The 17,760-nt window shown below is 62.4% G+C and carries 16 protein-coding genes; 12 read left to right on the top strand and 4 right to left on the bottom strand.

The features are described from left to right. Positions 1-17: 17 nt before the first annotated feature. The 5 genes from U5A52_RS02340 to U5A52_RS02320 all read left to right on the top strand — a co-directional run bounded on the left by U5A52_RS02340 (position 18) and on the right by U5A52_RS02320 (position 4,852). Positions 18-917, top strand: coding sequence for a LysR family transcriptional regulator (locus U5A52_RS02340; RefSeq protein WP_321933718.1), 900 nt, complete (start codon positions 18-20; stop codon positions 915-917). Positions 918-1,017: 100 nt separating this feature from the next. Then, on the top strand, positions 1,018-1,692 hold the full coding sequence (locus U5A52_RS02335) for a histidine phosphatase family protein (protein ID WP_321933716.1): 675 nt from the start codon (positions 1,018-1,020) through the stop codon (positions 1,690-1,692). A 22-nt stretch (positions 1,693-1,714) separates the two neighbouring features. Continuing rightward, a complete protein-coding gene (locus U5A52_RS02330; RefSeq protein WP_321933713.1) occupies positions 1,715-2,734 on the top strand; it encodes a phosphotransferase in 1,020 nt (339 codons plus the stop codon). 46 nt (positions 2,735-2,780) lie between these two features. Further along, on the top strand, positions 2,781-3,545 hold the full coding sequence (locus U5A52_RS02325) for an SDR family oxidoreductase (protein WP_321909578.1): 765 nt from the start codon (positions 2,781-2,783) through the stop codon (positions 3,543-3,545). Positions 3,546-3,613: 68 nt separating this feature from the next. Then, positions 3,614-4,852, top strand: a complete 1,239-nt coding sequence (locus U5A52_RS02320) for an acyl-CoA dehydrogenase family protein (protein WP_321933711.1) — start codon at positions 3,614-3,616, stop codon at positions 4,850-4,852. Here U5A52_RS02320 and U5A52_RS02315 read toward each other — a convergent pair. Continuing rightward, entirely contained in the window at positions 4,849-5,550 is a 702-nt protein-coding gene (locus U5A52_RS02315) for a TetR/AcrR family transcriptional regulator (protein ID WP_321909574.1), read from the bottom strand. The two genes, U5A52_RS02320 and U5A52_RS02315, sit on opposite strands and share 4 nt — an antisense overlap. A gap of 63 nt (positions 5,551-5,613) precedes the next feature. On the opposite strand from U5A52_RS02315, the gene U5A52_RS02310 reads away from it, so the two are divergent. From U5A52_RS02310 to U5A52_RS02300, 3 genes are all read left to right on the top strand, one after another. Next, positions 5,614-7,743, top strand: a complete 2,130-nt coding sequence (locus U5A52_RS02310) for an alpha/beta hydrolase fold domain-containing protein (RefSeq protein ID WP_321933709.1) — start codon at positions 5,614-5,616, stop codon at positions 7,741-7,743. A 66-nt stretch (positions 7,744-7,809) separates the two neighbouring features. Beyond that, the gene (locus tag U5A52_RS02305) at positions 7,810-9,477 is read left to right on the top strand and encodes a long-chain-fatty-acid--CoA ligase (protein WP_321933707.1); all 1,668 of its coding nucleotides are present in this window, start codon (positions 7,810-7,812) and stop codon (positions 9,475-9,477) included. Positions 9,478-9,721: 244 nt separating this feature from the next. Further along, entirely contained in the window at positions 9,722-10,906 is a 1,185-nt protein-coding gene (locus U5A52_RS02300) for a porin (RefSeq protein WP_321909568.1), read from the top strand. A gap of 48 nt (positions 10,907-10,954) precedes the next feature. Here the strand turns inward: U5A52_RS02300 and U5A52_RS02295 are convergent, their stop codons facing one another. The 3 genes from U5A52_RS02295 to U5A52_RS02285 all read right to left on the bottom strand — a co-directional run bounded on the left by U5A52_RS02295 (position 10,955) and on the right by U5A52_RS02285 (position 13,083). Beyond that, positions 10,955-11,650 (bottom strand): Crp/Fnr family transcriptional regulator, encoded by a 696-nt coding sequence (locus U5A52_RS02295; protein WP_321909567.1) that lies wholly within the window; start codon positions 11,648-11,650, stop codon positions 10,955-10,957. A gap of 137 nt (positions 11,651-11,787) precedes the next feature. Then, positions 11,788-12,594, bottom strand: coding sequence for an acetoacetate decarboxylase family protein (locus tag U5A52_RS02290; RefSeq protein ID WP_321933705.1), 807 nt, complete (start codon positions 12,592-12,594; stop codon positions 11,788-11,790). 66 nt (positions 12,595-12,660) lie between these two features. Beyond that, positions 12,661-13,083 (bottom strand): tautomerase family protein, encoded by a 423-nt coding sequence (locus U5A52_RS02285; RefSeq protein WP_321933703.1) that lies wholly within the window; start codon positions 13,081-13,083, stop codon positions 12,661-12,663. 273 nt (positions 13,084-13,356) lie between these two features. On the opposite strand from U5A52_RS02285, the gene U5A52_RS02280 reads away from it, so the two are divergent. The 4 genes from U5A52_RS02280 to U5A52_RS02265 are packed head-to-tail and all read left to right on the top strand — an operon-like array spanning position 13,357 to position 17,716. Beyond that, positions 13,357-15,003 (top strand): fatty acid--CoA ligase, encoded by a 1,647-nt coding sequence (locus tag U5A52_RS02280; RefSeq protein ID WP_321933701.1) that lies wholly within the window; start codon positions 13,357-13,359, stop codon positions 15,001-15,003. 30 nt (positions 15,004-15,033) lie between these two features. After that, complete coding sequence (locus U5A52_RS02275) at positions 15,034-15,498, top strand: MaoC family dehydratase (RefSeq protein WP_321909561.1); 465 nt, start codon at positions 15,034-15,036, stop codon at positions 15,496-15,498. Between the two features lie 34 nt (positions 15,499-15,532). Then, positions 15,533-17,239, top strand: a complete 1,707-nt coding sequence (locus tag U5A52_RS02270) for an alpha/beta fold hydrolase (RefSeq protein ID WP_321933699.1) — start codon at positions 15,533-15,535, stop codon at positions 17,237-17,239. Positions 17,240-17,293: 54 nt separating this feature from the next. Next, positions 17,294-17,716 carry a TIGR01841 family phasin gene (locus tag U5A52_RS02265; RefSeq protein WP_321933698.1) on the top strand — a complete coding sequence of 141 codons (423 nt, stop codon included), beginning with the start codon at positions 17,294-17,296 and terminating at the stop codon, positions 17,714-17,716. The last annotated feature ends 44 nt before the right edge of the window (positions 17,717-17,760 follow it).

Here is a 17,760-nt window from a genome sequence, read left to right as displayed (position 1 = left end):
GCGGTTAGGCTCAGGCTATGCGCCCATCCAAAGTCGATTTAAATCTCTTCGTCGTTTTCGAAGCCGTCTATCGAACGCGCAACCTCACGCGCGCAGCGGAACTGCTGTTCATCACGCAGCCCGCCGTGAGCAACGCGCTCGCGCGCATGCGCAAGGCATTCGACGATCCGCTCTTTGTCAGCACGCCGGCCGGCATGATGCCCACGCCGGTTTCCGAGAACATCATCGGCCGCGTGCGTGAGGCGCTTCAGCTGCTCGATTCGAGCACCCATGCCGGTGAGCGTTTCGATCCGGCTTCGTCGCAGCGGACCTTCCGGCTCAGCATGAACGACCTGACCGAGGCGTTGCTGCTGCCCGCGCTGGAAGACGTGCTGCAGCGCCTCGCGCCCGGCATCCGTATCGAAAGCTACTTCACGACCCGCCGCGACGTGCCCGAAGCGCTCGCGAGCGGCGCAGTCCATCTGGCGATCGACGCGCCCCTCATCGACGACCCGTACCTCGAACAGGAGCCGCTCGGCAGCGACCGTTACGCGTGCATGGTGCGCAACGAGCATTCGTTCGCGAAGAAGAAGCTGACGATCGACGACTACCTGCGCTTTGGCCATATTCACGTGTCGAGCCGCCGGCAGGGGCCCGGTCTCGTCGACACGGAACTCAACAAGCTGGGCGTGAGGCGCACGATCCAGACCCGCGTCCAGCACTACCTCGTCGCGCCCCTGATCGCGATGCGCACCGACCTCGTGCTGACCGCGCCGCTCATGCTGCTCAAGCGCTATGACGCGCGCATTCTGGCGCTGCCGTTCGATCTTCCCGATCTCGAGACGCATGGCTACTGGCACCGCAGCGTGACGGCGGACCCCGCGCATCGCTGGCTGCGCGAGCAGATCGGCCGTCTCATGCGCAAGCAGCGGCAGTAGCCGGGGTGTCACGAATCGTTATGCCGCAGTATCACAAGAATAAATTTCCTGAATACTTCGCGCCCCGGTATGGTTGCAGTCATGTTCAAGCGAGGTTGGCATGGCGGAACTCTATCTGGTACGGCATGGGCAGGCGTCTTTCGGCGCTGAAAACTATGACGAGCTTTCAACGGCTGGCGGCACCCAGTCGCGCTGGCTGGGCGAATACTACGCGCAGGCAGGCCTGACGTTCGATCGCGTTGTCACCGGCACGATGCGGCGGCACGCGCAAACGGCCGACGCGTTGCTCACGGCGATGCGCGGCGCGCCCGTGGAGATCGTGCAGGACGCGGATCTGAACGAGTACGATTTTGGCGCCCTCTTTGCCGCGCTCGGCGAGAGCGGCCTCGCGTCCGGCCTGCAGGCCGAAGGCTCGAAGAAGGACTTCTACAAAGGGCTCAAGCAGGTCCTGCAGCTTTGGTCCGAGGATAAGCTGCCCGGGCGCGTTCCCGAGACCTGGGGGCAGTTCCAGGCACGCGTCGAGCGCGCGCGTCTTGCCATTCAACGCGCGGGCGGCAAGCGCGTGCTGGTGGTGAGTTCGGGCGGCCCGATCGCCGTCTTCACGCAGCAGGTTCTGCAGGCGAGCGCCGCGGCCGCCATCGCGCTCAACATGCAGATCCGCAACAGCAGCGTGAGCCAGTACGTCTTCAACGACAGCGCCGTGTCGCTGGTCACCTTCAACACCTTGCCGCACCTCGACCAGGCCGAGCGGCGCGAACTCGTCACCTATGGCTGATTCGAATCCGGATGCCCGCTCCATGATGAATGCAAGTCTTCAGTTCGATGTCGACGCGCTCACGCGCTATCTGGCCGCGCACGTGCCCGGCTTTCGGGGGCCCATGACCGTCGAGAAGTTCGCTGGCGGACAGTCGAACCCCACGTTTCTTCTCGAAGCGCAAAGCGGCCGCTACGTGCTGCGGCGTCAGCCGCCGGGTGAACTGCTCAAGTCGGCGCATGCGGTGGACCGCGAATTCCGCGTGCTGAGTGCGCTTGGCGATACGCCGGTTCCCGTCGCGCGGGCCTTGCACCTGTGCGAGGACCGCGACGTGATCGGCAGCCTGTTCTACGTGATGAGTTTCGAAGACGGCGAAATCTACTGGGACCCGTCGCTGCCCGCATTGGCCGCAGGAGAACGCGGCGCCGTCTACGACGCGCTGATCGGCACGATGGCGGCCCTGCACGACGTGGATGTCGAGGCCGTTGGACTCGCCGACTATGGCCGCGCGGGCAACTACTTCTCGCGCCAGGTCGACGTGTGGACCAAACAATATCGCGCGGCGCAGACCGATGAACTCGACGCCATGGAAGCGCTGATCGACTGGCTGCCCGCGCACTGTCCGGCCGAAGCGGGCAAGCCCGCGCTCGTGCACGGCGACTTTCGCATCGACAACCTGATTTTCCACCGCGGCACGCCAAAAGTTCGCGCCGTGCTCGACTGGGAACTCTCCACGCTCGGCAATCCGCTCGCCGACCTCGCGTACTTCTGCATGTGCCTGCGGCTTCCGCCGAAAGGGCATATCGGCGGTCTCGCGGGGCTGGACCGGGCAGCGCTTGGCGTGCCGGACGAGGCCGCGATCGTCGAGCGGTATTGCAGCTTGCGGCGCATTGCGTCGATCGAGAACTGGAATTTTTACCTCGCGTTCAGCTTCTTCCGGCTCGCCGCCATTGCGCAGGGCGTGAAAAAGCGTGCGCTGGGCGGCAACGCATCGAACGAGAAGGCGCGCCAGGTCGGTGAAATGGCCGGCTCGCTGGCGAGGATGGGCGTCGACGTCATCTGACGGCTGGCGTTTGACGCGTACGCGCGGATACATTGAGGAGACAGTTGTGACTACTAATTTGTTCGATCTGACCGGCAAGATTGCACTGGTCACGGGCGCGAGCCGTGGCATTGGCGAAGAAATCGCGAAGCTGCTTGCAGAACAGGGCGCTCATGTGATCGTCTCGAGCCGCAAGCTCGATGACTGCGAGAGCGTGGCGCGCGAGATCAGGGAGACGGGCGGCAGCGCCGAGGCGTATCCGTGCCACGTTGGGCGTCTCGACGACATTCAAGGCGTGTTCCAGCATATTCGCGCGAAACATGGCCGGCTGGACATACTCGTGAACAACGCGGCGGCGAATCCGTATTTCGGCCACATTCTCGACACCGATCTTTCGTCTTTCGAAAAGACGGTGGAGGTCAACTTGCGTGGCTACTTCTTCATGTCGGTCGAAGCGGGCAAGCTGATGCGCGAGCACGGCGGCGGCGCGATCGTCAACACGGCTTCCGTCAATGCGCTGCAACCGGGCGACAAGCAAGGCATCTATTCGATCACGAAGGCCGCCGTGGTCAACATGACGCGCGCGTTCGCCAAGGAGTGCGGCCCGCTCGGCATTCGCGTGAACGCCTTGCTGCCCGGCCTCACCAAAACGAAATTCGCAGGCGCCCTGTTCGCGGACGAGGCCCTGTACGAGAGCTGGATGGCGAAGATTCCGCTGCGCCGTCATGCGGAGCCTCGCGAAATGGCCGGCACCGTGCTGTATCTCGTCTCCGATGCGGCGAGCTACACCAACGGCGAGTGCATCGTCGTCGACGGCGGCCTGACGATCTGACCATGGAGCGGCGCGCGTCACTGACGCTCGCGCCGCACGACATACACCTGTATTGAAGGAAGAGCAAAATGGACTTTGCCTATAGCCCGAAAGTCGAAGCGCTGTGCACGCAGGTGCGCGCGTTCATGGACAAGCATATCGTGCCGCGCATTCACCAATGGCATGAAGAAGTGAGCGCGGGACAATATCCCGTCTCCTTCATGGAGGAACTGAAGGAAAAGGCGCGTGCGGAAGGTCTCTGGAACCTGTTCCTGCCGCATCTGCGCGACGACGAACCGGGCACGCGGCTAACCAATCTCGAGTACGCTCCGCTTGCCGAAATCATGGGGCGCGTTTCCTGGGCCTCCGAAGTATTCAACTGCAACGCGCCGGACACGGGCAACATGGAGTTGCTGCACATGTTCGCCACGCCGGCGCAACGCAAGAAGTGGCTCGAGCCACTGCTCGACGGCAAGATCCGCTCGGCGTTTGCGATGACGGAACCGGCGGTCGCCTCCTCGGACGCGACCAACATCACCACGTCCATTCGCCTCGATGGCGACGACTATGTGATCGATGGCCGCAAGTGGTTCATCACGAACGCCGCGCACCCGAATTGCCAGATCTTCATCGTCATGGGCAAGACGGACCCGGACGCGCCCGCGCACCGTCAGCAAAGCATGGTTCTCGTGCCGCGCGACACACCGGGCGTGACGATCATCCGCAATATCACGGTGGTCAATCACACGGCGCCGGAAGGCCACTGTGAGATCGAATTCAAGGGCGTGCGCGTGCCGCGCTCGAATCTGCTTGGCGAAGAGGGCAGCGGCTTCGCGCTCGCCCAGGCGCGCTTGGGGCCCGGACGCATTCACCACTGCATGCGTTCGATCGGCGCCGCCGAACTGGCGCTCGAACTGATGATCGAACGCGCGCAGGCGCGCACGGCGTTCGGCAAGAAGCTTTATCAGCAGGGCACGGTGGGTGAATGGATCGCGAAGTCGCGTATCGAAATCGATCAGGCGAGGCTCTTCGTGCTGAAGGCCGCGTGGATGATCGACAACGTGGGCGCGAAGGAAGCGCGCAAGGAAATCTCGATGATCAAGGCGCTCGTGCCGAGCGTGCACACCGCCGTCTGCGAGCGGGCGATCCAGACCTTCGGCGCGATGGGCCTGAGCCCCGACACGCCGCTCGCGGACAGCTGGACGTGGGGGCGTGCACTGAAGTTCGCCGATGGCCCGGACGAGGTGCATCTTCAGAGCATTGCGCGCATGGAGGTCAAGGCGCGGCCCTATGAACCGGGCCAAGAAAGCCCGTATCTGACGCGCTAACGAGCTGTCTCGCGATTGCTTTTGGACTCGCCCAACAGCGATTGCGTTTCCTCCGAAGGCCGCGCAACGAGCATGCCTTCGAAGGTATCCATCAAGTTCGACACGGCGTAGCCGGGGGCCCAGAGCCGCCCCGGCTCGCCGCTGTCCCGGCTTGCCTCCCAGGCGGCCAGCGCGGCATTGCCATAGATGCCGACGAGCGACAGCCGGTGGTCGACAATCGCCGGATCGATCTCGGGCAGCAGGTCCCGCAGCAGCGCATTGCAGCGCTGATAGCCCGCATTCCACTTGTTCTCCAGCGCCTCGCGCAGGAACGCGCGATCGTTCAGCTGCAGGTTGGCGATCATGCGGATGTACGTCGGCTGGCCCGTTCGATCGGCCAGTTCGAGCATGGGAAAGAGCAACGCCCCCAACACCGCGCGCACGCTCAGCGTGCCTTGCGCTTCCAGCTTGTCCACCCGCGCCTGGCGGTCCTCGTCGATCAGGCGCGCGCCATCTACGACCAGTTCGCGCGCCAGTTCGAGCTTGTTCCCGAAGTAGTAGCGCAGCGAGGCGCTATTGCGCTGACCCGCCGCCGAAATGATGTCCTGCACGGACACCCCCTCCAGCCCGCGCAGCGCGAACAGCCGCTGCGCCTCCTCTTTCAGGCGCGTTCGCGTCTCGGCGCCGTCCGATCTAAGGGGTTTTCCTGGTGTCGTCATTACTTTACCGTATCGATATAACTAACTACACTGGGTTAATTAACCCGGTAGGAGAAACTTAGCATGAAAGTCGTAATTGCAGGAGGCGGCATCGGCGGCCTCACCACGGCGCTGGCCTTGTTGCATCAAGGAATCGAGCCGATTGTACTGGAGCGTGCTCCGCAGCTGACCGAGGTCGGAGCGGGCGTGCAGATCGCCGCCAACGGCACGATCGTGCTGCGTGAACTGGGGCTTGAACGCGCCGTGGCGAGCGTCGCGACGGTGCCGGCAGGCTTCGATTACCTGGAGTTGTCGACGGGCCGGCGCCTCTACTACGCGCCGCTCGGCAAGGACGCCGAGGCGCGCTACGGCGCGTTGCTCTACAACATTCACCGCGCCGACTTGATCGACCTGCTCGCGAAGGCGTTGCCGCCGGGCGTGGTGCGTCTTGGTGCGGAGTGCGAATCGGTTTCGCAGGACGAGGACAGCGCCTGGGTCACGCTGAAGAACGGCGAGGTGATCCGAGGCGACGTGGTGATCGGCGCGGACGGCATTCATTCGGCCGTACGCACGGCCTTGCGCGGGCCGGAGGAGAAGCAGTTCGCCAATATCCTGATGTGGCGCTCGCTGATCCCGGCCGACCGGCTCGAAGGGCTGAGCCTTCCCGTGGCGGGCAACAACTGGTTTGGCGTGGGCCGCAATATCGTGTCGTACTGGGTTCGCAAGGATCTGTACAGCATTCTCGCCTCCGTGCCGGCAACCGAAGTGAGCCGCGAGTCGTGGACGCAGTCGGGCGATGTCGAGCAACTGCGACGCTCGTTCGAGGGCTGCGAGCCGACGGTGCAGAAGATGCTGGCGCAGGTGGACAACACGTTCATCACCGGCATGTATCACCGCGATCCGATCGAGAGCTGGACGACGGGCCGCATCGCGCTGCTCGGCGACGCCGCGCACGCGATGGTGCCGTATCTCGCACAAGGCGCCTGCCAGTCGATCGAGGACGCATGGGTGCTCGCCACTTGCCTCAAGAATCACGGCAGCGCCGGTGTGCAGGATGCGCTGCTCGAATACGAACGGCGTCGCCAGCCGCGCACGAAGCGCATTCAGGCGGGCGCGCGCTACGTGGTCGACTGGGCGCACGAGCCCGACGCGGCGCGCGTGCGTCAGCGCAACGGGCGGCTCAAGGGGCTTTCGCGCATCGATCCGCTGGGCGAGATTTCGTGGTCGTTCGCCTGGGGGCACGACATCATCGCGGCGGCCAAATTGCCGCCGGGCGAGGTGGTGGGCCTGAGCGCGGCGCGTGAAGGCAAGCGCATGGAGCGCGCCGAGAGCCAGCGTGCATTCGATCTCTGGAAGGGCGTCTTCACGCCCGACGACGTGGCGCGCGGCGACCGCGGCCAGCACGCCGCATACGAGCGCTTCCTGCTGGGGCAATTCCCCGCACCGGCGAGCACCCATGTGAAGGAAGTCGATCTCGATGGCGTGCGCTCGCTGCGCGTAACAGCGGAAGGCGCGGGGAAGCAGGCGACCGTGCTGCATTTTCACGGCGGCGGCTATGTGCTTGGTTCTGCTAATAGTTCCGTGGAATACGCAAGCCGTCTTTCGCATGCGCTGAACGGCCCGTGCTACACGGTCGACTATCGCCTCGCGCCCGAGCATCCGTATCCGGCGGCCATCGACGATGCATTCAGCGCGTATCGCGGCCTGCTCGCCACGGGCGTCGATCCCGCCACGCTCTTCCTGAGCGGCGAGTCGTCCGGTGGTGGTCTCGCACTCGCGCTGGCGGCGGCGCTGCGCCGCGCGGGGCTGCCGCTGCCGGCCGGCGTGATCGCCGTCTGCCCGATGACGGATCTCACGCTGAGCGGCCCTTCCGTGCAAGCGAACTCGGGCGACGACCCGGCCGCGAATCGCGAGACGCTGACCAATCTCGTCGCGGGCTACTTCCAGGGCCACGAGCCGACCGACCCGATGGTGTCGCCGCTGTTCGCCGATCTCACGGATCTTCCGCCGGTGTATCTCGCGGCCGTGCATGGCGAAGTGCTGGAAAGCGACACGACGCGCTTTGCCGAGCGCGCGAAAGCCGCCGGGGCGAACGTGACGCTAAAGATGGTGGACGACTCCGTTCACGTCTTCACGCTGTTCCCGTTCTTGCCCGAGACCGCCGAAACGCTCGAAGCGATCGCCCAGTGGAGCCGCAAACTGCTGCCGCAGTGAAGAAAAACCTCTGCGCCGGGCACTGCGCCAGGTGCGGAGGCATCCTGTTTCATGTCTGGAGTGCCTATGACGGCAACATCATTGCGTCAACTCGCTACACCGCAGACCTCGCTCTACGCGAATCTCGAAGTCTGCGCGAATCGTCATCCCGAGAAGGACGCCATTCTCTACTACGGCAGTGCCCTGAGCTACGGGAAATTACGCGACGAAGTGGAGACGATGGCGGGATTCCTGCAACAGCATTGTGGAGTCCGTCGTGGCGAGCGCGTCGTGCTCTTCATGCAGAACAGTCCGCAGTTCGTCATCGCGTTCTACGCGGTGCTGCGCGCGGACGCGGTCGTCGTGCCCGTCAATCCGATGAACCGGACCGCCGAGCTGCAACATATCTTCGAAGACAGTGGCGCGCGAGTCGCGTTTGTTGGCGAAGAGTTGTTGGAGCACGTGCGGCCGCTCATGGGGCGCCAGGTGGGCCATGTCGTGACGGCGCGCTATGCCGACTATTTAGACCTGCAGACGGATCTGCCGCTGCCCGATATCCTGACTGTCCCCGAGCCGCAGCTCAACGCACTGCCGTCCGAAAGCGATGCCAGCATTACCGGCTGGTACGACGCGCTACTTCATGCGTACGTTGCGCGCGCCCACGAAGCGGGACCCGATGACCTGGCGGTGATTCCGTATACGTCCGGCACCACGGGGCACCCGAAGGGATGCATCCATACGCACCGCAGTGTGATGCATTCGACCGTTTCTTGCGGCGCGTGGCCCGAACTCCCCGGTGAGAGCGTGATGCTGTGCTCCGTGCCGCTTTTTCATGTAACGGGCATGCAGAACTGCATGAACATGCCGGTCTTCATCGGCGCGACGATGGTGATCATGACCCGCTGGGACGCGAGATGCGCAGCGCACCTGATCGAACGCCACCGCGTGAGCACATGGGTCACCGTGCCGACGATGGTGATCGATCTGCTGAATCTCGCAGACATCGCGAGCTTCGACCTCGGCTCGATCACCTATCTGAGTGGAGGCGGAGCCGCGATGCCCCAGGCGGTTGCGCAGGAGATCGAGAAGCGCTGGGGCATTGCCTACGTGGAAGGCTACGGGCTCACCGAAACGATGGCGGCAACGCACATCAACCCACGCACGCGCAGCAAGCCGCAATGCATGGGCGTGCCCGTTTTCAACACTTATGCGCTCGTAGTCGACCCCGATTCGCTGCAGACCCTTGGAGAAGGCGAGACGGGCGAAATCCTCGTGAGCGGGCCGCAAGTGTTCGACGGCTACTGGAACGCGCCGCAGGCGTCGCGTGACGCGTTCGCTTCGATCGATGGGCGGCGCTATCTGCGCACGGGCGATCTCGGCTATGTCGATCAGGAGGGCTACTTCTTCGTTGTCGACCGGCTCAAGCGCATGATCAACGCATCGGGCTACAAAGTGTGGCCCGCCGAGGTCGAGGCCATGCTGTTCGAACATCCTGCCGTGCAGGAGGCCTGCGTGATCGCGACTCACGACGCGCGCAGGGGCGAATCCGTCAAGGCCGTTATCGTTCTACGTAGTGGTGCGTGTACGACGCAAGACGACATTGTCGCGTGGGCTCGCGAACGCATGGCGGCCTACAAGGTTCCGCGCGTGATCGCGTTTGCCGATAGCTTGCCGCGCACGGCGAGCGGCAAGGTTCAGTGGCGCGTGTTGCAGGAAGCGGAAAACCGGCGCAAAGGCCTACCAGAATCGTCGTGATCCAACTGCAAGATTCCTTGCAATTGACGCGCGCCCGGAAATGTAAAGTTTCTGACGGTTTGGCGACGCCTTCTCGGGCAACTTATCGTCTTGGGCACGATGCCTCGACAAGGCGATAAAAAACGCCACAAGGCATAACAGAATTTGAGCGGGGGAGACCTCCAGCATCTTCGCGCAAAAAGCGCGTGTCGATCTGGTCAAATTAATTCGTAGTACAACATAAACATAAGATTGGAGTCATGGAATGCGGAAGGTAAGGAGATTGCCCGTCAACGTCGCTTCGGTGGCGAGTAGCCGGGTTGGAAGGAGACCGCGAGGCCGCACGGCGGGCGTGCTGGCCGGCGCCATTTCTGCGGCTACGTTGTATTCGGCTTCGGCGGCTGCGCAATCGTCGGTGACCCTCTACGGTCTGGTCGATGCCGGCCTGCGCTATACGACACACGCGAACCCGGCAGGCGATTCGCAGTTTCAGATGTTGAGCGGCGCGAGCGAAAGCCACTTTGGCATCAAGGGTGCGGAAGACATTGGCGGCGGGACGAAGGTTATTTTCACCCTGGAAAATCGCTTCTTTCCGAACAACGGGCAAATGGACCCGGCCTATCCGTTCTTCAATACGGCGTTTGTCGGCCTGCAATCGAACACGTTCGGCAAGCTGACAATGGGTCGCCAGATCAATCCGTTCGCCGACGCCGTGCTGGGGTCGTTCATATCGAACCGCTGGCTACCGTCGTTCTATCAGTTCCGGCCGGAAGTCACGATGGCCCAGGGCGTATGGACGAGCAACATGGTCAAGTACGCCGTGCGCTATCAGTACCTGACCGCCGAGGTCTCGTACGCGTTTGGCGGCCAGGCGGGGCAGTTCGGCGCGGGTAGCCAGATTGGCGCGTCCATTCTGTATCTGCCCGCTGCGCCGCTGACCTTTTCAGCCGCCTATCTCGACTCGCGCGACGCTGTGAATGGGTCCCAGCACTTCAAATCTTGGGCCGTGGGCGGTTCGTACACGTTCGCCTCGACCACCGTGAATGCAGGCTGGATGGTCAACCGGCAGGACTCGGGCTTCGTCGGCAATTTCCCTAACGGCCCGTTCTCCGTGCCCGCATTGACCGCGCTGAAATTCAATACGTTCAGCGCACGAGAGATGTTCTTTGGTGGTGTGAGCCAGCAGATCGGCTTTGCCACGCATCTCTCGGCGAACGTGTGGCGCACGATCCAGACCGGCAAGGCTCAGTCCGGTGACGGAAACGCGACGCAGTTCCAGCTGCTTGCCGACTACAACTGGTCCAAGCGCACGGATACGTATGTCGAAGTCGATTACTCGCTGTACCGGGGCGGCATGATCGGCGCGCAGTTCCAGGGCATCAACGCGGTGAGCTCGGCTTTCGGCAGCACCCAGCTTGGCGTGACGGCGGGCTTGCGGCATCTGTTCTAGGCGAACCACATGAGCGCCCGCGAATCCAGCGGGCGCTCGTGGACGAAATCATTGGTAATCCTGAAAGGACGAGAGGAGGTCTTTCGACAAGATTTCGATGCGGCCATACCGAAGCGTGATCGCACCTTTTTCCGCCATCGCCTTGAGTTCCAGCGAAAGCGTCTGGCGCGTGATGCCCAGCATCATGGCGAGCGTGTCCTGCGAGAGGCTCACGTCCTGGCGGCACTGCGGCGCGAGTGTCACATCGCCCGCAGCGAGCGAGAGCAGGCGGCGGGCAATGCGCGCACGCGTGGAATGCAGCGTCGCGTCTTCGACCATGCGGTAAAGCCAGTTCATATGGAGCGACTGCAACTCCGCAATCGCGCGCACGAACGCGTGGCTGCGCTGCATCAGTTCCTCGAAGGCAGCGGCCTTCACGACAAAGAGGCTCGACCGGTCGAGTGCAATGACGTCACGCGGACGCGGTTGGCGGCTAGTCAACGAGGTCTGCCCAAACCAGTTGCCCGGTTCGATCACGGCAAGGATCGCTTCCTTGCCGTCTTCGCGAACGGTAGAGGCTTTGAGGCGTCCGCTCTTGACGCCATAGAACGCACTTGGTGCGTCGCCGCGATGGAAAAGATATTCGCCCGGGCCGAGCGTCATGAGTTCGCTGCTGCCGATCAGCGCTTCCTGTTCTTCGGCGGGTAACGCGCTGAACCACTGGTTGGTCCGCATTTCGTCGGACGTGTCGATCATGAGGGCCATGTGAAGCAGTCAATATGCAGATCAATGTTCGAGCGCGGCGCTGGCCGCTTACATGCACCGCATTTTATTCGTCGAAAGATGGCGTGACCTCCCTCAAACGGGGGAGGCACGCCGCGGCCCTCATGGTTTTAGTGCGCTTACTTCGTGTTGTCGCTCAGCGTTTTCAGGTCCGTCACGCTATAAGCCATGGAACCGCGGAAACCAGCGCCCACACGCACAGGCTGGAGATCCGAAATCTCTTCGCCTTCGGCGACCGGGAACGAGAGCTTGCCTTCACCCGTCCACACGCCGGCGATCTGCGCGTTGTCCATGACGGAGAGCACGAGTTCGTTCACGGCCGGTGTTTCATGCTGGCCAGCGGCGAGGCGCGGGAAATAGCGCAGGTTCACAACCGGTCGGCCCGCAATGCTCAGTTTCGAAACGTCTTCAACGGCCTTCTCCAGCTTGACCTCGGCGCGGGCAAGACGCTGTCCGGCGGCGCTCGCCGAGGCGGCGAAGCGCGTGCCTGCGGCAACAGGTGCGGCGGCGGGGCTCGGCGCCGCGAACGAACGCGTTTGATGCACCTGGCCATAGCGCTTCGGGAAGCCTTGAATCAGACCGCGCATCATCGCGGAGTCGTTGTCCACGAAGATGTACGGGCAATACGAAACCGGCTTGCCGTCGTGCAGCGCGTCCACGAGGATGAAAAATTCGCGGTACTGATAGCGCGCCGGGTCGAGCATCTCGTCGTTGCTGCCGGTGAATTGCCAGTCGATGAAGAGGGCCGTGGCATGCCCCGGCGACGCGGGATCGGCGCTCAAACCTTTGGGGAGCACGGCGGCGACCGCAGCGGGATCGGCCCAGAATTCGACGAGGATGAAGTCGCCGGAATAGTGCCACGGCGGCGGGGGCGCGATGCTCGAAAGTCCACGGGGCGAGAGAGGAACAGCGTAAGGCCTGGTCATGATGAAGACTCCAGATTGATTGGGTTTGCGGCCAGAGAATGGCTTTCAGGTTATCTAACGTCGCTGTCAGCTGGCGGTGGAAGCGGCAGACGAATTCGCAGCGGGAATGACCGCATTGCGGCCGGCAATCCCGTTACCGGGCGACCAGTTTTCGCTGGCCACTTCGATGATGTTGATGAAGACATCGGCGGGGTCCACGCCGAGCGTTGCTTGCAGTTTGCTGACGAGGTGTTCGTAGAAGCGCTTCTTGTCGTCGGCGCTGCGGCCGGCGGTCAGCGTGATCTGAACCAGCAGCAGGTCCGCGCTGCGCTTGAACGGGAACGTCGTGTTCGCGAGGAAGTTGGCGTCTTCGTGCTCGGTAATCGTCATGAAGAACGCTTGCGGGTGAACGCTGAGCGCCTCGTGCAGCGACTCGTGAATACTCTTCAGGACTGCGGTGCGAAATGGCGCGGGCCGGCCGGCGCGCATCGAAACATGGGTCATTGGCATGGAAAGCTCCGTTTGGCGATTGCTGCGCCAAATCTTAGGCGTGCATCCGATCACATCCAACAATCACAGCGAATTGCTGTGATGAGATTTTCAAATCATCGAATCGCGTTTTATCGGGCTATCTCGGGGTATTTGCTGCGCTCCCCCATCCGGGGGATATTGCGGGCGTCCCGATGCCGGGATCATTGCTTCAACGGAACGTCGCTCCGATCAGAACGAAAAACAAAGCATCGGCGTTCATGCGATCCATGTTCAGGAACCCAGGAGATATCGATGTCGGACGACGTGAAGACGGCTCACGCCAGCAACGCCTACGCTTACCCGCTGTTAATCAAGCAACTGCTGCATACGCCCTTTGCTCAGGCACAGGAGCAGGAGATCGTCTATCGCGGCCAGGTGCGCATGAGCTATGCGACCCTTCGCGAGCGCATTGCGCGCCTCGCCAACGGTCTTGCCCAACTCGGCGTGGAATACGGCAGCACGCTTGCGGTGATGGATTGGGACAGCCACCGTTACCTCGAGAGTTACTTCGCTATCCCGATGATGGGTGCGGTGCTGCAGACCGTGAACGTGCGTCTGTCTCCGGCGGAGATCGCTTATACGATCAATCACGCTGGCGCTGAAGTCCTGTTCGTACACACTGATTTCATTCCCGTAGTCGAGTCCATCAAGGATCAGCTCGAAACCGTGCGCAAGTTTGTGTGGATCGACGAGCCGGGCAGCGAAGCGCCGGCCCATACGATTGCGTTCTCGAACGAATACGAGGCGATGCTGGCCGCAAACAGCACGAGCTACGACTTCCCGGAGTTCGACGAAAACACGCGCGCCACGACGTTCTATACGACCGGCACGACCGGTTTGCCAAAGGGCGTCTACTTCACGCATCGGCAGCTGGTGTTGCACACCATCTCGCTCATGGCGGCGCTCGCAGCGCCGATTGCCGGTCAACGCTTTCATCGCGGCGACGTGTATATGCCGCTCACCCCCATGTTTCATGTCCACGCATGGGGCATGCCTTATATCGCCACGGTAATGGGCGTGAAGCAGGTTTATCCGGGCCGCTATGTGCCGGAGCGTCTTGCGAGACTCATCGAGGACGAAGGCGTGACCTTCTCGCATTGCGTGGGCACGATCCTGCACATGCTGCTTACGTGCGCCGAGGCGAAGGCAACCGACTTCAGCAAGTGGAAAGTGATCATTGGCGGCAGCGCGTTGCCGCAGGGCCTGGCCGCTTCGGCAGTGGCGCGCGGCATCGACGTGTTCGCCGGTTATGGCATGTCCGAAACCTGTCCGGTGTTGAGCCTCGCGCAACTGCCGCCGGGCGCCGAAAAGCTGGATGCCGACGAGCAGATTCGCCTGCGGTGCAAAACCGGGCTGCCGGTGCCGCTCGTCGATCTGCGCGTGGTGGACGACGAGATGACCGATCTTGCGCATGACGGGAAATCCACGGGCGAGATCGTCGCGCGTGCGCCGTGGCTCACGCAAGGCTATCTGAAGAATCCCGAGGCGAGCGAGCAACTTTGGGCGGGCGGTTATCTGCATACGCAGGATATCGCCAATATCGACCCGACCGGCAACGTGCAGATTACCGATCGCTTGAAGGACGTCATCAAGTCGGGCGGCGAGTGGGTGTCGTCGCTGGAAATCGAAAACCTGATTTCGCAGTACGAGGGCGTTTCGGAAGTCGCCGTTATCGGCATCAAGGATGAGAAGTGGGGAGAACGGCCAGTCGCGCTCGTGGTGCTCAAGGAAGGCGCGGCGGTGACGGAGGAAGACATCAAGCAGCACGTGCTGTCGTTCACGACATCAGGACGAATCTCGAAGTATGCGGTGCCGCAGATCGTCAAGTTCGTCGAGGCGCTGGCGCGAACGAGCGTCGGCAAGGTCAACAAGAAAGCGCTGCGCGAGCAGATCGCCTGAATGGTCGGGAACATGCGAGGAGTGGAAGCGATGAGTCTGGAAAATTACCGCGTCGAGACGCTCGGCGACTTTGTGGGCCAGGAACTGGGCGTATCGGATTGGGTTCTCGTCGATCAGGAACGTATCGACGCGTTCGCAGCGTGCACCGGCGACCGGCAGTGGATCCATGTGGATGTGGAGCGTGCGAGGCGCGAGAGCCCTTTCGGCGGAACCATCGCCCACGGCTACCTGACGTTGTCGCTGCTGGCGAGCCTTGCGATGGAAATCGGCATCGTCCCCAAGGATGCGGCGGCGGGACTGAACTACGGGCTCGACAAGGTGCGCTTCATGACGCCCGTTAAGGCTGGCGCGCGCGTGCGCAACCGCGTCACGCTCGAGTCGGCGGAGAACAAGGGAGGAGGCCGCGTGCTCGTCAAGACGATGAACACGCTGGAGATCGAGGGCGAAGACAAGCCCGCGTTGGTCGCACAAACCCTCGCGATGCTGATTGCGTGATACGCGACGAAAAGAGACTATTGAGGAGTCGAAAATGGCGGTAACCCGTGAAATGCCCCAGCAAAGCGAGAACGCGAAGGCTTTGGCCGCTTCGGTCGAGCAAGCCCTGCCGGGCCCCAATCCGTTCGTCGGGCTGCGCCCCTGCGATATCTTCGCGGCCGTGCAGCAGATCGGTGCTCAGGCAATGCGACAGCCGGCGCTCGTGATGGAGCAGGAAATGGCGCTGGCGCGCGAGATGTTCAGCATCGTTTCGGGCAGCTCCAAGGCTGCGTCGCCACAAGGCGACAAACGCTTTACGGATACGGCGTGGCAGGACAATCCGATGTATCGCATGACGCTGCAAGGTTATCTCGCGTGGCGCGACTCGCTTGCCGGTTTCGTGGAGCGCTCGGGGCTCGACGCGAACAGCCGGGAGCGCGCGAAGTTCGTGGTCTCGCTCATTACCGATGCGGCCTCGCCGACCAACACGCTGCTGGGCAACCCGGCTGCGCTCAAGAAGGTGGTCGATTCGGGCGGAATCAGCTTGCTGGACGGCTTCAACAATGCCGTGACGGACATGCTCAAGAATCAGGGCATGCCGGCGCAGGTAAACAAGACAGCATTCGAAGTGGGGAAGAACCTCGGGACTTCGAAAGGTTCGGTGGTGTTTCGCAATGAATTGCTGGAACTGATTCAATACTCGCCCACGACGCAGCAGGTCTATAGCCGGCCGCAGCTGATCGTTCCTCCGCAGATCAACAAGTTCTATATTTTCGATCTGTCCGAAGGTAAGAGCATCGTCAACTATCTGCTCGACAACGAACTGCAGGTGTTCGTGGTCAGCTGGCGCAACCCGACCGCGGCGCAAAGCCATTGGGACCTCGACACGTACGTCACTGCGCTGATCGAGGCCATTACGGCCGTGCGTGAAATCACCGGCAGCGAAGATATCAATCTGCACGGCGCGTGCTCTGGCGCGATGACGATTTCGGCCTTGCTCGGCCACCTGGCGGCCCGCGGCGAGAAGACAGTCAACGCCACCACGCTGATGGTTGCCGTGCTCGACAACACGGCCGATTCCCAGCTTGGCCTCTTTGCGACGCCCGAGGCCGTGGCGGCCGCCAAGCAGCACAGCATTTCGCGCGGCGTGCTGGCCGGCGAAGAAATGGGCCGCGTGTTCGCGTGGATGCGCCCCAACGATCTGGTGTGGAACTACTGGGTCAACAACTACCTGCTCGGTAACGCGCCGCCGGCGTTCGACATCCTTTACTGGAACAACGACACGACGCGCTTACCGGCGAAATTCCACGGCGAACTGCTCGACATTTTCACCGGGAATCTGTTCAGCAAGCCCGGCGCGCTGACGGTGTTGGGCACGCCTATCGACTTGTCCCAGGTGAATTGCGACAAGTACGTGGTGGCGGGTATGACCGACCATATCACGCCGTGGAAAGGCGTTTATAACACCGCCCGGCGCTTTGGCGGCGAGACCCGCTTTGTGCTGAGTTCGAGCGGGCATATTCAAAGCCTGATCAATCCGCCCGGCAATCCGAAAGCGAAGTATTTCCTCAATCCTTCGTTGCCCGCCAATTCCGATGCGTGGCTCGACAACGCACAGGCCGAGAAGGATTCGTGGTGGAACAACTGGCGCGACTGGCTCGTGGCCCGCTCAGGCGAGAAGCGCGCCGCGCCGGCAGCGAACGGCAGCAAAAAGCACCCAGCAACGGCAAGCGCGCCCGGCAAGTATGTTTTGCAAGACTAACGATTTTCAACCCGCTACTTAAGCGTTTTTTCGATTCAATCAGGAGATTCAATCATGGCAACGACCAACACCAACGGCATTTTCGCTGAATATACGAAGCTCATCTCGCAGTTCAAGCTGCCGGGCGTGGATGTGAGCGCGTTCCTCGAATCGCGTCGCAAGGACGTCGAGGCGCTCACCGAGGCCAACATGACCGCGCTCGCCGGCGTGCAGCAACTCGGTCAAAAGCAGGTGGAGATTCTCCGCTCGAAGATGACCGAACTGCAGTCGCTGGTGACGCGTTTGTCGACGCCTGGAAGCGAAAGCGTCGCAAGCGCGGGCGAGGGCGTGAAGGACGCGCTGCAAAAGGCGTTCATCGACATGCAGGAACTCGCGGATGCGGCGTATCGCGCCCAGACCGACAGCATCGCGGTCGTCACGAAGCGCCTTGCGGAGCATGTAGAGGAGATCAAGGCGCTGATGCAGCCGAAGAAGTGATATAGCGAGCCGCCACGATCCACAACGAAAACGAATTGCCGAGC

It is taken from the genome of Paraburkholderia sp. J8-2 (assembly GCF_905220195.1).
In the GTDB taxonomy this organism is placed as follows: Bacteria; Pseudomonadota; Gammaproteobacteria; order Burkholderiales; family Burkholderiaceae; genus Paraburkholderia.
Note: the sequence above shows the minus strand (reverse complement) of the source record. Positions and strands in the feature narration are given on the sequence as shown.

Excerpts from the sequence above, each read along its gene's own strand:
- U5A52_RS02340 (WP_321933718.1), top strand. The coding sequence starts at position 18 with ATGCGCCCATCCAAAGTCGATTTAAATCTCTTCGTCGTTTTCGAAGCC.
- U5A52_RS02335 (WP_321933716.1), top strand. The coding sequence starts at position 1,018 with ATGGCGGAACTCTATCTGGTACGGCATGGGCAGGCGTCTTTCGGCGCT.
- U5A52_RS02330 (WP_321933713.1), top strand. The coding sequence starts at position 1,715 with ATGATGAATGCAAGTCTTCAGTTCGATGTCGACGCGCTCACGCGCTAT.
- U5A52_RS02320 (WP_321933711.1), top strand. The coding sequence starts at position 3,614 with ATGGACTTTGCCTATAGCCCGAAAGTCGAAGCGCTGTGCACGCAGGTG.
- U5A52_RS02315 (WP_321909574.1), bottom strand. The coding sequence starts at position 5,550 with ATGACGACACCAGGAAAACCCCTTAGATCGGACGGCGCCGAGACGCGA.
- U5A52_RS02310 (WP_321933709.1), top strand. The coding sequence starts at position 5,614 with ATGAAAGTCGTAATTGCAGGAGGCGGCATCGGCGGCCTCACCACGGCG.
- U5A52_RS02305 (WP_321933707.1), top strand. The coding sequence starts at position 7,810 with ATGACGGCAACATCATTGCGTCAACTCGCTACACCGCAGACCTCGCTC.
- U5A52_RS02300 (WP_321909568.1), top strand. The coding sequence starts at position 9,722 with ATGCGGAAGGTAAGGAGATTGCCCGTCAACGTCGCTTCGGTGGCGAGT.
- U5A52_RS02295 (WP_321909567.1), bottom strand. The coding sequence starts at position 11,650 with ATGGCCCTCATGATCGACACGTCCGACGAAATGCGGACCAACCAGTGG.
- U5A52_RS02290 (WP_321933705.1), bottom strand. The coding sequence starts at position 12,594 with ATGACCAGGCCTTACGCTGTTCCTCTCTCGCCCCGTGGACTTTCGAGC.
- U5A52_RS02285 (WP_321933703.1), bottom strand. The coding sequence starts at position 13,083 with ATGCCAATGACCCATGTTTCGATGCGCGCCGGCCGGCCCGCGCCATTT.
- U5A52_RS02280 (WP_321933701.1), top strand. The coding sequence starts at position 13,357 with ATGTCGGACGACGTGAAGACGGCTCACGCCAGCAACGCCTACGCTTAC.
- U5A52_RS02275 (WP_321909561.1), top strand. The coding sequence starts at position 15,034 with ATGAGTCTGGAAAATTACCGCGTCGAGACGCTCGGCGACTTTGTGGGC.
- U5A52_RS02270 (WP_321933699.1), top strand. The coding sequence starts at position 15,533 with ATGGCGGTAACCCGTGAAATGCCCCAGCAAAGCGAGAACGCGAAGGCT.
- U5A52_RS02265 (WP_321933698.1), top strand. The coding sequence starts at position 17,294 with ATGGCAACGACCAACACCAACGGCATTTTCGCTGAATATACGAAGCTC.